At 40.8% G+C, this 14,525-nt stretch carries 13 protein-coding genes and 4 tRNA genes; 14 read left to right on the top strand and 3 right to left on the bottom strand.

The features are described 5' to 3' along the window. The first annotated feature begins 10 nt into the window (after positions 1–10). The 9 genes from AAC388_RS14950 (at position 11) to AAC388_RS14910 (ending at position 5,073) form a co-directional block, all read left to right on the top strand. Positions 11–1,006, top strand: coding sequence for a cation transporter (locus tag AAC388_RS14950; RefSeq protein WP_342370868.1), 996 nt, complete (start codon positions 11–13; stop codon positions 1,004–1,006). A 149-nt stretch (positions 1,007–1,155) separates the two neighbouring features. Next, positions 1,156–1,476: a multidrug efflux SMR transporter gene (locus AAC388_RS14945; RefSeq protein WP_002115842.1), complete on the top strand. Its 321-nt coding sequence runs from the start codon at positions 1,156–1,158 to the stop codon at positions 1,474–1,476. A 12-nt stretch (positions 1,477–1,488) separates the two neighbouring features. Beyond that, entirely contained in the window at positions 1,489–1,968 is a 480-nt protein-coding gene (locus AAC388_RS14940) for a methylated-DNA--[protein]-cysteine S-methyltransferase (protein ID WP_032056955.1), read from the top strand. 133 nt (positions 1,969–2,101) lie between these two features. Further along, positions 2,102–3,322: a bifunctional glutamate N-acetyltransferase/amino-acid acetyltransferase ArgJ gene (gene argJ / locus AAC388_RS14935; protein WP_342370867.1), complete on the top strand. Its 1,221-nt coding sequence runs from the start codon at positions 2,102–2,104 to the stop codon at positions 3,320–3,322. 144 nt (positions 3,323–3,466) lie between these two features. Next, positions 3,467–4,531, top strand: coding sequence for a quinolinate synthase NadA (nadA, locus tag AAC388_RS14930; RefSeq protein ID WP_002115913.1), 1,065 nt, complete (start codon positions 3,467–3,469; stop codon positions 4,529–4,531). A gap of 142 nt (positions 4,532–4,673) precedes the next feature. Beyond that, positions 4,674–4,750, top strand: a tRNA-Pro gene (locus tag AAC388_RS14925). A 56-nt stretch (positions 4,751–4,806) separates the two neighbouring features. Further along, positions 4,807–4,883, top strand: a tRNA-Arg gene (locus AAC388_RS14920). A 33-nt stretch (positions 4,884–4,916) separates the two neighbouring features. Continuing rightward, positions 4,917–4,992 (top strand) — tRNA-His (locus tag AAC388_RS14915). A 4-nt stretch (positions 4,993–4,996) separates the two neighbouring features. Continuing rightward, positions 4,997–5,073, top strand: a tRNA-Pro gene (locus tag AAC388_RS14910). Positions 5,074–5,322: 249 nt separating this feature from the next. On the opposite strand, the gene add is transcribed toward AAC388_RS14910, so the two are convergent. After that, positions 5,323–6,318: an adenosine deaminase gene (add, locus tag AAC388_RS14905; RefSeq protein ID WP_342370866.1), complete on the bottom strand. Its 996-nt coding sequence runs from the start codon at positions 6,316–6,318 to the stop codon at positions 5,323–5,325. 401 nt (positions 6,319–6,719) lie between these two features. Here add and AAC388_RS14900 point away from each other — a divergent pair, with 401 nt between their 5' ends. Continuing rightward, a complete protein-coding gene (locus tag AAC388_RS14900) occupies positions 6,720–7,895 on the top strand; it encodes a zinc-binding dehydrogenase (protein ID WP_342370865.1) in 1,176 nt (391 codons plus the stop codon). A 105-nt stretch (positions 7,896–8,000) separates the two neighbouring features. Here AAC388_RS14900 and AAC388_RS14895 read toward each other — a convergent pair whose 3' ends face one another. Then, a complete protein-coding gene (locus AAC388_RS14895) occupies positions 8,001–8,948 on the bottom strand; it encodes a LysR substrate-binding domain-containing protein (protein ID WP_032007294.1) in 948 nt (315 codons plus the stop codon). 245 nt (positions 8,949–9,193) lie between these two features. Here AAC388_RS14895 and AAC388_RS14890 point away from each other — a divergent pair, with 245 nt between their 5' ends. The 3 genes from AAC388_RS14890 to AAC388_RS14880 all read left to right on the top strand — a co-directional run bounded on the left by AAC388_RS14890 (position 9,194) and on the right by AAC388_RS14880 (position 13,245). After that, on the top strand, positions 9,194–10,414 hold the full coding sequence (locus AAC388_RS14890; protein ID WP_198071602.1) for an acyl-CoA dehydrogenase: 1,221 nt from the start codon (positions 9,194–9,196) through the stop codon (positions 10,412–10,414). Between the two features lie 226 nt (positions 10,415–10,640). Then, positions 10,641–11,963, top strand: coding sequence for an MFS transporter (locus tag AAC388_RS14885; protein ID WP_334378870.1), 1,323 nt, complete (start codon positions 10,641–10,643; stop codon positions 11,961–11,963). A gap of 52 nt (positions 11,964–12,015) precedes the next feature. Then, positions 12,016–13,245 carry a CaiB/BaiF CoA-transferase family protein gene (locus AAC388_RS14880; protein WP_342370864.1) on the top strand — a complete coding sequence of 410 codons (1,230 nt, stop codon included), beginning with the start codon at positions 12,016–12,018 and terminating at the stop codon, positions 13,243–13,245. A gap of 40 nt (positions 13,246–13,285) precedes the next feature. Here AAC388_RS14880 and AAC388_RS14875 read toward each other — a convergent pair whose 3' ends face one another. Beyond that, the gene (locus AAC388_RS14875; protein ID WP_068526769.1) at positions 13,286–13,837 is read right to left on the bottom strand and encodes a TetR/AcrR family transcriptional regulator; all 552 of its coding nucleotides are present in this window, start codon (positions 13,835–13,837) and stop codon (positions 13,286–13,288) included. Positions 13,838–13,934: 97 nt separating this feature from the next. On the opposite strand from AAC388_RS14875, the gene AAC388_RS14870 reads away from it, so the two are divergent. Next, positions 13,935–14,468 carry an HPP family protein gene (locus AAC388_RS14870; RefSeq protein WP_068557111.1) on the top strand — a complete coding sequence of 178 codons (534 nt, stop codon included), beginning with the start codon at positions 13,935–13,937 and terminating at the stop codon, positions 14,466–14,468. The last annotated feature ends 57 nt before the right edge of the window (positions 14,469–14,525 follow it).

Here is a 14,525-nt window from a genome sequence, read left to right as displayed (position 1 = left end):
GCTTAAACATATGCCATTGGTTTATACTAATGGCATTGTTTTTTGTGTCAGTTATGGTGCAAAGATGGCTTTAGAAAAACAAGAGAATCAAATACATTTAAGTAAAAATAGCTCTAACTGCGGATGCTCAAGCATGTCATCTCAGGAGTGTTTCACGCCTAGTGAACCTGTGACTAAAAAGAGTCAATGGGTAAGTTATTACCATATTCCCCGCATGGATTGTGCAGCCGAAGAGCAAATGGTGCGGATGGCTTTAGCCTCTTACACTGACGATATTCAAGAACTTCATTTTGATTTGCCTGCACGCCATTTAGCGATTTATCACAGTCTTCAAGCTGAAAGGATTACTCAAAGTTTACAGCGTTTAGGATTAGGAGCCGAGTTACAACAAACACAGCCACATTATGAACCTGTTGAAAAACCTAAAAAGGTTCGACCAAGTACTTCAACGAATGCAGCACAAAAACAAGTTTTACAATGGTTGTTACTGATTAATGGGGTCATGTTTGTTATTGAGTTAATGGCAGGCATCATTGCTTCCTCTACAGGATTAATCGCTGATTCACTCGATATGTTTGCCGATGCTGCAATTTATGGCATTGCTTTATTTGTGGTGGGTAAAAATCTAAATGCACAATTAAAGGCTGCGCATCTTTCGGGTTGGTTGCAGTTTGGCTTAGCCATGATTGTGTTAATCGATGTATTGCGCCGTTTTATTTATGGCAGTGAACCTGTTTCAATTCTCATGATTTTAATTGGCGGATTAGCTCTTGCGGCCAACATTAGTTGTCTTTATTTAATGAGAGACCATAAGGAGAGCGGGGCACACATGAAGGCGAGTTATATCTTTTCTGCAAATGATGTCATCGTCAACTTGGGTGTCATTGTCGCGGGAATATTGGTTGCCATTACAGGTTCGCGTTATCCTGATTTAATGATTGGATTGATTATTGTTTTGTTTGTTTTAAATGGTGCACGAAAAATTTTACAGTTAAAAAATGAATAATATTTTCTGATAGAGACAAGCCTGTGTCAGGGTTTGCCTTCATTTTTTATTTTAAAGTAAACTGAGTCCTCACATAAAGGAGGAACGACCTCCCCCATAATGGGACATCATGTCGGGACGACCTGACGCTATAAAAATTAGTGAATGTTATGGCTTGGGCTATTTTAATTTTAGCAGGTGTATTTGAAATCATTTGGGCATATTCTATGAAAATGTCCGAAGGTTTTACACGTTTAACCCCTAGTGTTATTACCGTAGTTTTTATGATTTTGAGTGTAGTTCTGCTTTCAATATCAATGAAAACTTTACCGCTTGGCACTGCCTATACGGTTTGGACAGGCATTGGCGCAATTGGGTCATTTCTTGTAGGTATATTTTTTCTTCATGAACCTATTGGAGCTATGCGAATGATTGCCGCTGTATTAATTGTGTCAGGTTTGGTTTTAATGAAAATTTCATCGCCGTCTTAAGAGAATAAAACTATGTTGCTGTCTTATAAGTATATCAATTCGCCTGTTGGGCAATTAAAGCTAGTTGCGAATGAAAATGCTTTAGTGGCAGTACTCTGGGACAATGAAAATCCAAAACGTGTTCGATTGGCTGAGCTGGTCGAACAACTTGAGCATCCAGTTTTATTAAAGACCGAACAACAATTAGTAGAATATTTTGAAGGTAAACGCCGTGAGTTCACCTTGCCATTAGATTTCGAAGGGACCGCATTTCAAAAGCAGGTCTGGGCTGCTTTACTGACCATCCCTTATGGGGAAACAAGAAGTTATAAAGATATTGCACTTCAAATTGGCAATGAAAAAGCGGTGAGAGCAGTGGGCGCGGCAAATGGCAAAAATCCGATTTCAATTATTGCACCTTGTCACCGAGTCATTGGTGCGGGTGGAGCTTTAGTTGGTTTTGCTGGTGGTCTTGATAAGAAAGATATTTTATTAAAACTAGAGCAACAATGAGCCGTTTTTGCGCTCGATTTTTTTAGTCTTTTCTACTAAGCTGTCCACAATGATATTTCATAAGGTCGGTGCTTTATTGCATCGCTTTTTTTGAAATATTGATCTTATTCAACAAACTTTGGATGTTCTAAAAATGGCTGTCGGTGACGTAACAATGCCACAAATGCATGTGGTAAAAGGTGTAAAAATTGGCTCAACAGAAGCATATGTACGTTACCAAAACCGACGAGATTTAGTCATTTTTGAGTTTGCAGAAGGCTCAAATGTTGCTGGTGTATTTACTCAAAATGCATTTTGTGCAGCACCTGTTCATGTCTCTAAAGCTCATCTTACCGAAGGTAATCCGCGCTATTTAGTGATTAACACAGGTAATGCCAATGCGGGTACCGGACCTACAGGTTTGAAAAACGCTCAGGATACTTGTGCAAAGTTAGCGGAGCTTGCTGGCGTTAATAGTTTTGAAGTGCTTCCATTTTCTACAGGTGTGATTGGTGAGCAGCTTCCGATGGAGCGCTTACTTGCTGGTCTTCAGCCTGCATTAAATAGCGTACAAGATGCTGCTTGGAATGATGCTGCAACTGGCATTATGACAACAGATACTGTGCCTAAAGGCGCATCTGAACAATTTGAACTTGATGGCATTACTTATACCATGACAGGTATTAGTAAAGGCGCCGGAATGATCCGCCCGAACATGGCAACCATGTTAAGTTTCGTGGCAACAGATGCACCTATTAGCCGTGATTTAGTACAAAAGCTACTAAAAACCACGGTTGAGCATTCATTTAACCGTATTACGATTGATGGCGATACTTCGACTAATGACTCTTGTATTTTCGTAGCAACAGGTCAGGCGGGAGGCGCTGAAATTACATCGGACAGTGATGTACGCTACGCTAAAGTGTTAGAAGTTCTTGCTCGTGTAATGAATCGTTTAGCACAGTTAATTGTCCGTGATGGTGAAGGTGCGACGAAATTTATTACTGTTGCTGTAGAAGGTGGCGCAAATACTCAAGAATGTTGTGACATTGCATATAGCATTGCGCATTCACCACTTGTCAAAACTGCACTTTTTGCATCGGACCCGAACTGGGGACGTATTTTAGCTGCGATTGGCTATGCAGGCGTTAAAGACTTAGATGTTTCTAAAATTCAAGTGTGGTTAGACGACGTGCAAATCTGTAAAGATGGCGGCGCAGCTGAGGACTATACCGAAGAAGCGGGCGCGCGTGTTATGGCACAAACCGAAATTACCATTCGTGTTGATTTAGGACGTGGTCAGGCCAAAGACACGGTATATACGTGTGACTTATCTTACGACTATGTCAAAATTAATGCTGATTACCGTTCTTAAATATCAGTTATAATCAAGCCTCGACAAAGAGGCTTTTTTATTAGCCCCATCTTTTGATATTAAATGATTCAATCCGTAAATCATTTAAGCAGTAACGTTATATGCGAGCAGGTATGCCAGCATGAAGGATAGAGAAGACGTTTTATGAGTGATGCGACTTTAATTGCCAACGATGCAAAAAACATTGTACAAGCGCATTTAGACCGTTTAGGTGAGCCAAAAGACAATCGCTTAAGTGAAGAAGCAAAACAACAAAAGTTTGCGCAGATCGAAGCAGAGCTCAAAAAACGTGATGCTGTCCTTGTTGCTCATTACTATTGCGACCCTGAAGTACAAGAACTTGCCGAAAAAACAGGTGGATGCGTTTCTGACTCTTTAGAAATGGCCCGTTTTGGACGAGATCATGCAGCCTCTACACTGGTTGTGGCTGGTGTTAAGTTTATGGGAGAAACAGCAAAAATCCTGTCTCCTGAAAAAACAATTTTAATGCCGACACTTGAAGCAACCTGCTCACTCGACTTGGGTTGCCCAGTTGATGAGTTCACAGCATTTTGTGATCAGCACCCTGACCACACTGTAGTTGTTTATGCTAATACATCGGCTGCTGTTAAAGCACGTGCAGATTGGGTCGTGACTTCAAGTTGTGCGGTCGAAATTGTTGAGCATCTAGATAGCCTAGGTGAAAAAATTATTTGGGCACCAGATCAGCACTTAGGTCGCTATATTCAAAAGAAAACTGGTGCAGATATGTTGCTTTGGGATGGCGCATGTATTGTGCATGAAGAATTCCGTGCACGTGGCATTGCCAACATGAAAGCACTGTACCCAGACGCTGCTGTATTGGTACATCCTGAGTCACCAGAGTCAGTTGTAGAAATTGCAGACGCGGTAGGTAGTACTTCTCAACTCATTAAAGCTGCGCAGACTTTGCCAAACGAAAGACTCATTGTGGCAACTGACCGTGGCATTTTCTACAAAATGCAGCAAGCGGTACCCAATAAGATTTTAGTTGAAGCGCCAACAGCGGGTGAGGGGGCAACTTGTCGTTCCTGTGCGCACTGTCCGTGGATGGCAATGAATGAACTCGACGGAATTTTAGAAGTTTTACAAAAAGGTGATCAGGAAATACACGTCGATCCAGCGCTTGCTGAACGTGCCAAAATGCCTTTAGATCGAATGTTAGCCTTTAGTGCATCGTTAAAACGTTAAAAAACCTCAAAATGCTTGTTAAATATACATTTGATAAGGATTTTTAACTTTTTTTGAGAATAGGTGTTGACGTCTGAGGGCGTCGCGCCTAGAATGCACACCGTACCGCACGATGTGCGATACAGCAAAAGCTGAGATAGATCGGAGCATAGCACAGCCTGGTAGTGCACCTGGTTTGGGACCAGGGGGTCGTAGGTTCGAATCCTACTGCTCCGACCACTTAAAATAATATTTTAAGATCGGCGAAGTATCGCATGATAAGCATCATCGGTTAAGCGCCTGTAGCTCAGTTGGATAGAGCATCCGCCTTCTAAGCGGATGGTCACAGGTTCGAATCCTGTCAGGCGCGCCATTCGGTAGCTTGGTACATAGAACTTATTTGATGGTGGATGTAGCTCAGTTGGTAGAGCCCTGGATTGTGATTCCAGTTGTCGCGGGTTCGAATCCCGTCATTCACCCCAATTTCGGAGCATAGCACAGCCTGGTAGTGCACCTGGTTTGGGACCAGGGGGTCGTAGGTTCGAATCCTACTGCTCCGACCATATTTAAAAGCGTTCAAGCTTTATAAAATATCCCAAATATTAAAAATAATTTCTTCTTGTCTTATTGATAGAAGGAATTTTTTTGTTTTATATATCTAAATTTTAATTCAAACGCTTCCAATATTTGAATTCGTCTCCTTATATACATATAAGCTCTGTTCTCTGTTCTCTGTTCTCTGTTCTCTGTTCTCTGTTCTCTGTTCTCTGTTCTCTGTTCTCTGTTCTCTGTTCTCTGTTCTCTGTTCTCTGTTATTGATATTTCTGCCTTAACTCATCTTTTTCTTGATCTGATAAAAATGCGATTTTAAGTCCATTTTCTTGGGCTGTATAAATTTGCTCAGGGCTTAAACCTGCTAATGGAGCGGCACTTAAATATTCATGTTGTATCTCAATGCCTTCTACTGCTGGGTCATCTGTATTAATAGTGGCAAGTACACCATGTTCTAAAAAAGTCTTTAATGGGTGCTCTGCTAAAGAGGGAACTGTATTGGTTTGAATATTTGAGGTGAGGCAAGATTCAATACCAATCTGGTGTTTAGCCAAATAATCTAAAAGTTTTAAATCTTGAACTGCTTTAACACCATGTCCAATTCGTTCAGCACCTAATTCTTCAATGGCTTGCCAAATACTTTCTGGGCCAGCAGCTTCACCTGCATGTACCGTAATGTGCCAACCTGCATTACGTGCTTTTTTGAAGTGGTCAATAAATAAATTGCCCGGAAAACCAAGCTCATCTCCAGCGAGATCCAATGCTTTAATATCATTTTTATGGGCAAGTAGGGCATTTAATTCTTTTTCGCAGGCTTCTTGACCAAAAGTACGACTCATAATGCCGATTAAATTCGCTTTTACTCCGTAAGCTTGACTACCTTCTTTTACTCCAGCAATCACAGCTTCAACAACGCCCTCAAGGGGGAGTTGATGTGTCATGCCCATATAACCCGGTGAAAAACGCAGTTCTACATAGTCTAGGCCTTGCTGTGCTGCATCTTGCATGTTTTCAAAAGCAATGCGTTTGCAGGCATCTAGGCTCGCTAATACTTTTACGCCCCAATCGAGCTTAGATAAAAAACTTAATAAGTCTGGTTGGTTATCCATTACTTGTACGTGTGGTCGTAAAGATTCAATGTCATAAGCTGGCAAATCTAAATTGTATTGTTGCCCCAATTCTAAAATGGTTTGAATGCGGATGTTGCCATCAAGATGGCGGTGTATATCTGTAAGTGGAAGCGTTTTAGTAATCATAAATTTCTTCTTATCTGTTCGTATCAATTCATCATGCCTGTTTAAGACTGCTGATAAAAGTTTGGATTTGCTATGTTTTTGTGAAAAGCGTTGAGTTGAGTTTTTTGAACTTACTATATTTGTATAAGTTTTAATTTTGATGACATTGTTCTGGCCTAAGAAGATAACGCAGTCTGTGTAAGATACAAGCACCAAGATTTTTATTGTTTTTAATTTCGCTGCGCCTGTTTTTGTTGACTCTTCAAGAGTGGATTGGCTGAAGAATGGTCATTGGTATTTTGCCTTTTACTTGTAAAGTTGAATAAAGGCTTGCTAAAGACCAAACTGATAAGGCGATTAATTTATCTGTAGAAATCTATTTCTGGCAAGTAAATGAAAAAGAAGAAATAGGAAGCACTCAAATGAAGTCGGTACTTTGTCATCAAGCAACGTTGCAAGTCGTGGAGCAACCGAACTTAATGCCTGCAAAAGGGCAGGTTTTATTGGAAGTGGTGCGATGCGGGATCTGTGGTTCAGATTTACATATGCAGCATCACTGCGACCACATGCATGATTTAGCGGCACGTGTCGGGTTTAATGGTTTAGCCAAGTCTACAGATCCGTTTGTATTGGGACATGAGTTCTGTGGCAAGGTTTTGGATTATGGTCCAAAAACACGTCATAAATTTAAAGCAGATACACTTGTTTGTGCAATGCCGCTTTTAAATGTAGATCAGCATGGTTACTTGTCTACAGGACTTTCTCCAAATGCTTCAGGTGGTTATGCCGAGCAAGTATTGGCTCAGTCGAGTTTGATGTTTGAAGTACCCAATGGTCTAGATGCAGATAGTGCTGCCATGACTGAACCTATGGCTGTTGCATTGCATGCTGTTCGCCGTAGCCGTGTGAAAACTGGTGAACCCGCTATTGTGATTGGTTGCGGTCCTGTTGGGCTAGGTGTCATATTAATGCTTAAAGCGGCTGGGGTTAAAACTGTAGTTGCCAGTGACTTTTCACCAAACCGCCGTAAGCTTGCCGAGCAATGTGGTGCGGATATTGTGGTAGACCCTAAAGAGACATCGCCATTTGCCAACTGGAAAGAGTTTGGTTTGCTTGGCAATGTTTCTGATGCAATTAACATGGGCATGGGACTATTTGATAAGTTGCAAGCGACACGCTTACCGTGGTGGCATGGATGGCGCATGATTGATAAGTTAGGTGCTCTGCCAAAACGTCCTGTTATTTTTGAATGTGTGGGCGTACCGGGTGTTTTGCAGCAAATTATTGAAGGTGCACCTTTGTTTTCCCGAATTGTTGGGGTGGGCGTGTGCATGCAAAGTGACAAAATAGAACCCGCACTTGCGATTAATAAAGAGCTAGAAATTCAGTTTGTGTTGGGCTATACACCGCTTGAGTTTAGAGATGCGCTACACATGATTGCAGAAGGGAAAGTGAACTGTTCACCACTGATTACGGGTGTTGTTGGCCTAGAAGGTGTAACTAATGCATTTGAAGCGTTACGTGATCCTGAACAGCATGCCAAAATCTTGATTGACCCAAAACGTAGCGGTTCAGATATTCAATTAATGAGTCATTAATTTCAAAGTCATTTATGCTCAACTAAAAAGGTTGTGATCTCACTAATCACAATCTTTTTTTATTTTTATAGATCGCAATATGTGGCACAAATCAAAGTTGCTGAGCTAATGCGTATTGGTCTTTAGTTGTTCTAGTTCTTGGTAAATCCACTCAACAAATTTTTGAATAGTCGGTGAGATGTCTTGGCTCGAATGAATAAGGTAATACTTTCGGCTACCTTTTAATTTTTTATTGGAAACAATCACCAGTTCCTTTTTTTGTAGTTCAGACTCAATCAACATTTGCGGAATTAGAGCCATTCCCATGTCATGACTGGCAGCAACCGCAAGCATTGAAAATAACTCATGGCGTTGTCCATCAAAAGGCTTCGGGTGTTGCATCTGATGGGTTAGAAACCATTCTTGCCAAATGCTAGGCCGAGTGGTTTGTTGAAGTAGGGGGATTTTCAGTAAATCTTCAGAGCTTAAATCATAGGTATTTTCATTGATCATGACTGCATCTGGAAAATACTTTTCGATGAGTCTCGGCGAGCACACGGGTACAATTTCTTCATCCATTAAATAATGTGCTTGTATGCCGGGCCAGTGATCAATTTGCTGCTGCGTACCTGCAAAAATAGCAGCGTCAAAAATATTGTCATTAAATAGAAAGGGTTTGGTACTGGTTTCTAAGTGAACCGTAATTTCAGGGTGTTTTTGATTTAAAAGATGGAGCTTGGGTAACAACCAGCGCGTTGCAAAGGTAGGTACTACACCTAACTTTAGTGTGCCACCTAAACCTTTATGAGAAATCACATCGGCTGTACATTTCTCTAGTCCTAACAAGTAAGGTTTAATGCTTTTAAAATACTGCTGACCTGCAATGGTGAGTTCAACGCCATGCCGAGTACGTATAAAGAGTTCAACGCCTAGGAAATCTTCTAACTGCTGAATTTGGCGAGAGACAGCGCTTTGAGTAATACATAGCTCTTGCGCAGCATAGGTATAACTTAGATGTTTTGCTGCACTTTCAAAGCAAATCAGGCCCTGAATAGACGGGATACTTCTTCGCATAAATAAATCCTTTTATTTGTCGTCATATTTCAAAACAGCATATGACATACATGCAGATATCAGAGTTTAGTATAAAAATAAGCCATTTTTAATGAAATACAACGAATTAAATATCAAAATTTAAACCTTCTTATTTTAAATATGCGTAAGTCGCATATCTGCATGAACATTTATCGTTTGATTACTGCATTTTTCACGCATAACATCGAGTTAAATAAAGAAGATCAAATCAAGCAGAGGATGCGATGAATCACATGGTGACAACAAAAAAAGCAAAAGTTCAATTTAACTGGCAAGACCCATTTTTAATTGAGCAACAGCTTACCGAAGATGAGCGCATGATTCGTGATGCGGCTCATGCCTATTGCCAAGAACGTTTGCAACCCCGTGTACTTGAACAATTTCGTCATGAAACAACAGATCCATCTATTTTCCGTGAAATGGGAGAGCTCGGCTTACTGGGTCCAACCATTCCTGAGCAATATGGCGGCGCGGGTTTGAACTATGTGAGTTACGGTTTGGTTGCACGTGAAATTGAATATGTCGATTCGGGTTACCGCTCTATGGCGAGCGTGCAAAGCTCATTGGTCATGGTTCCGATTCATGAATTTGGTACCGAAGAGCAAAAGCAAAAGTATTTACCTAAACTAGCTACGGGTGAATACATTGGTTGTTTTGGTTTGACCGAACCTGACCATGGTTCAGATCCGGGTAGTATGATTACCCGTGCTAAAAAAGTTGAAGGTGGTTACCGTTTAACTGGCGCAAAAATGTGGATTACCAATAGCCCGATTGCCGATGTATTTGTCGTCTGGGCAAAAGAAGTTTCTGCTGAAGGCAATGTCGGTGATATTCGCGGCTTCATTTTAGAAAAGGGCTGGGAAGGTCTATCTGCGCCAGCTATTCATGGCAAGGTCGGTTTACGTGCCTCGATTACGGGTGAAATCGTGATGGATAACGTTTTTGTACCTGAAGAAAATGCATTCCCTGAAATTCGAGGCTTAAAAGGCCCATTTACCTGTCTAAACAGTGCTCGTTATGGCATTGCATGGGGTGCAATGGGTGCTGCCGAGTTCTGTTGGCATACAGCACATCAATACACCATGGACCGTAAACAATTTGGTCGTCCGTTGGCTGCAAATCAGTTAATTCAAAAGAAACTGGCAGATATGCAAACTGAAATTGCATTAGGCTTGCAAGTAGCTTTACGTTTTGGTCGTATGAAAGATGAAGGCATTGCATCAGTTGAAGGGACATCTTTAATTAAGCGTAATAACTGTGGAAAGGCGCTTGATATCGCTCGTATGGCGCGCGACATGATGGGTGGAAATGGTATTAGTGACGAGTTTGGTGTGGCACGTCATTTGGTTAATCTTGAAGTTGTAAATACCTATGAAGGTACACATGACGTTCATGCCTTGATTTTAGGTCGTGCACAAACAGGCATAGCCGCATTTAGTAACTAACTCATTCATTTTTAACAGATCGAGGTGTTCTTTCGAGAGCACCTTTAGGGATTTTTACGCAAAAATTTATGGAAAATGACAAGATTCATCGTAAGGATACTCATGTAAAGATGTGCCTCTGTGTACTTAAAACTAAACGTAAGATGATGAAAATATAGAAGATTAAGTCATACAGAAAACATAAGTAAGCTACCGATGACTCATTTGGGAAAATGAGGAACTAAAGATGAACAATGACGTTCAAGTAATATCGAAAGAATTAAGGACTACATTTCCAAGTAACCTTGGAACATATGAAAAGATTGGCCCTCATACATGGAAATGGGCGTTGTTATTTGCCTATTTTGCAATGGTGGTCGATGGCATAGATATTATGCTGCTGTCTTATAGCTTGACCAGTTTAAAGGCAGAGTTTGGTTTAAGTACCTTTCAAGCGGGTGCCTTAGGCAGTGCCTCTTTGGCGGGTATGGGTATTGGCGGTATTTTGGGTGGTTGGGCATGTGACAAGTTTGGCCGTGTAAGAACCATTGCGAACTCGGTAACCTTCTTTTCGGTAGCGACTTGTTTGTTAGGCTTTACGCAAAGCTTTGAGCAATTTATGGCTTTACGTTTTATTGGTGCTTTGGGAATCGGAGCACTTTATATGGCCTGTAATACTCTTATGGCTGAATATGTGCCAACCACTTACCGTACAACGGTCTTGGGCACACTACAGACGGGTCAAACCGTAGGTTATATTGCTGCGACGTTATTAGCTGGCGCAATTATTCCAGATCATGGCTGGCGTGTTTTGTTCTTCCTGACCGTAGTGCCTGCTTTTGTTAATATTTTCCTACAACGATTTGTGCCAGAGCCAAAATCTTGGCAGCTCACCAAAATTGAAAGCTTACAAGGCAACAGACAACCTAAAGAAATGGTCGTGGCTGAAAAGCCGAAAAGTAACAGCATTTATAAGCAAATTTTTAATAACTTTAAGCACCGTAAAATGTTTTTGTTGTGGATGACCACAGCATTCTTCTTGCAGTTCGGTTATTACGGCATTAACAACTGGATGCCAAGTTATTTAGAAACAGAAGTGCATATGAACTTTAAAAACTTAACCAGTTATATGGTGGGTTCATATACAGCAATGATTTTAGGCAAAATTTTAGCGGGTTATCTTGCTGACAAATTTAATCGCCGTGCTGTTTTTGTGTTTGGAACAATTGCCAGCGCCGTGTTCTTGCCAATCATTATTTTCTTCAATACCCCTGACAATATTTTGTATTTATTGATCACTTTTGGCTTCTTATATGGCATTCCATATGGTGTAAATGCGACTTATATGGCTGAAAGTTTTTCAACCGATGTACGCGGAACAGCCATTGGCGGTGCTTATAACATTGGTCGTGTCGGGGCCGCTATTGCACCAGCTACCATTGGTTTCTTGGCATCGGGCGGTACGTTTACCATGGCCTTTATTGTGATGGGCGCTGCGTATTTTGTTGCGGGTGTATTGCCAGGCTTATTTATTAAAGATCGTCAATACGATCCACAAAGACAATCATAAACAATGACAGGAAGGTACGTTGAGTACCTTCTAAAAAGATAAGGGTATCGTTATGGGTGCATTACAAGGAATTCGGGTTTTAGATTTAAGTCGTGTGCTTGCAGGGCCTTGGTGTGGGCAAATCTTGGCAGACCTTGGCGCGGAAGTGATTAAAATTGAACGTCCTCGAGTCGGTGATGACACCCGTATGTGGGGCCCACCATGGATGCCCGACCAAGATGGAAACATGACCCGTGAATCTGGTTATTTCCAGTGTACCAACCGCAATAAATATTCTGTTGCTGTAGACATTACCACACCCGAAGGTCAGGCCTTAATTTATGAAATTGCCAAGACCGCCGATGTAGTCATTGAAAATTATAAGACAGGGTCTTTGTCTAAATATGGTTTGGACTACGCGTCATTAAGTGAGTTAAACCCAAATATTGTTTATTGCTCGATTACTGGTTTTGGACAAGATGGCCCACGTGCAGAAGAACCCGGTTATGATTTTATTATTCAGGGTATGTCAGGCTTAATGAGCATTACTGGCGAGCCTGATGATGTGGCAGGCGGTGGTGCACAAAAAGTTGGTGTGGCTGTGGTAGATATTCAAACTGGATTGTATTCCACCATTGCCATTCAAGCGGCACTGATTGCACGCTCACACACGGGACGCGGTCAGTATATTGATATGTCACTCCTTGATGTACAGGTCGCGGCACTGGCAAATCAGGGAATGAACTATTTAGCCTCAGGTAAAGCACCGCAGCGCATGGGTAATCAACACCCGAGTATTGTGCCGTATCAAACTTTTAAGGCTAAAGATAAAGAGTTTATTATTGCTTGTGGCAACGACAAACAGTTTAAAGATTTGTGTATTGCGATTGGTTATCTAGAGTTACTCGAAAATGAAAAGTTTGTGCGTAATCAAGATCGCGTAAAATACCGAGATGAACTGATTCCTTTATTGTCGGAGCACTTTTTGCAAAAAACTGCCAAAGAATGGGTCGACATGATTCATGCACTTAAAGTACCTGTAGGTGTTATCAACTCTATTGAAGATGCTTTGGCTGAACCACAAATCGTGCATCGTAATTTGGTGGTGAATATTCCTCATCGTTTAAATGAAAACTTCCAAACGATTGGCTCACCAATCAAAATGTCTGATACTCCAGTTGAATATCATCATGCACCGCCAGAGTTGGGTGAACACACTGCTCAAATCTTATCGAGATTTAAAACAGCAGAAGAGCTTGCTGCATTAAAGGAGAAAGGCATTATTGATGGGAAAATTGCTTAATCAAAATCTCATCTATTCAATTGCAGCTCTAGGGCTGCAATTATAAATTTTGGTTAATATTAAATAATTGATTAATCGAATTTTTCATATTTATCGCAAGTGTTTCATCGAAACCATCGACTAAAAAGCGGCTAATTAAGCCTTCAATCACCGTATAGATCAGCTCAGATAAAGCTTCACCATTCGGTATATTGCAGTTTTGTGCAATCAACACTTTAATCCATTGTTTATGGGCTTTAGAAATAGAAATAATGTCTTGGTCATCTTGATTAGATTCAGCAACTGCTCTTACAAATAAACATCCTTTAAAAAAATCTTGCCTAAACCAGTTGGTGTGCCAATCCAGAATCTTATTGATGGCTTCTAACCCTGTTGCATCTCCAACATAACCTAGAAGGCTTTGCTTAAACCGTTCATCACGTGCAACGAGCACAGACTTAACCAGTTGATTTTTATTTTTATAGTACGTGTACATGGTGGTTTTAGAGCAGCCAGATTCATCGCGAATCAGGTCAACGCCAACTCCGACAAAACTATTTTCATTAAATAACTTCTCGGCTGTATCTAATATTTTTAAGGCAGATTTTGACATAAAACTTTTCCAAAAAATAAAATAGTACAGATCTGTACTATTTGGAATTTTATCTATATGCTTTTTAAAAAGCAAATTTTTGTTTGAGGAAAAAACCATGTTCTCGATCTTTTATGGCAAAGAAAAACTGGCTCCATCGCCCAATAAAATTGATATTTTAAGAAGCCTTGTTGGGGGGACGGTCAGTATTTTTATACTTCTGTGGCTGAGTAAGCTCACACATAATATCTTTATCATGGCGCCGTTTGGTGCGACCTGTGTATTGCTCTATACCGTGTCGCAGTCACCTTTGGCACAGCCGAGAAATATTATATTTGGACATCTTATTTCAGCTTTTGTAGGTTTGTTTTTTCTAAAATTTGTCGGCGTTTCCATTTTTACAATTGCTTTTTCCGTGGGCTGTGCCATTGCGCTCATGCAGGTTTTTAAATGTGTTCATCCACCTGCTGGAGCTAATCCTTTGGTTATTTTGCTCACCGCAAGCAGCATACATTACGAGTGGAGTTTCTTAATTTTCCCTGTTTTGGTTGGTGCAGTGTCTTTAGTTTTAGTGGCGATGCTCATTAATAATATTAAAGCAAGTACGAAGTGGCCGATGTATGGCTTGGGAATTTTAAACAGTAAAAAGTAGGGATGGCATGAAGTGTTTTGAGCTTAAAATAATGAAAGTATTCACTACGCCAAGATA

The organism is Acinetobacter sp. D009 (assembly GCF_038562025.1).
Lineage (GTDB): Bacteria > Pseudomonadota > Gammaproteobacteria > Pseudomonadales > Moraxellaceae > Acinetobacter > Acinetobacter pittii.
Note: the sequence above shows the minus strand (reverse complement) of the source record. Positions and strands in the feature narration are given on the sequence as shown.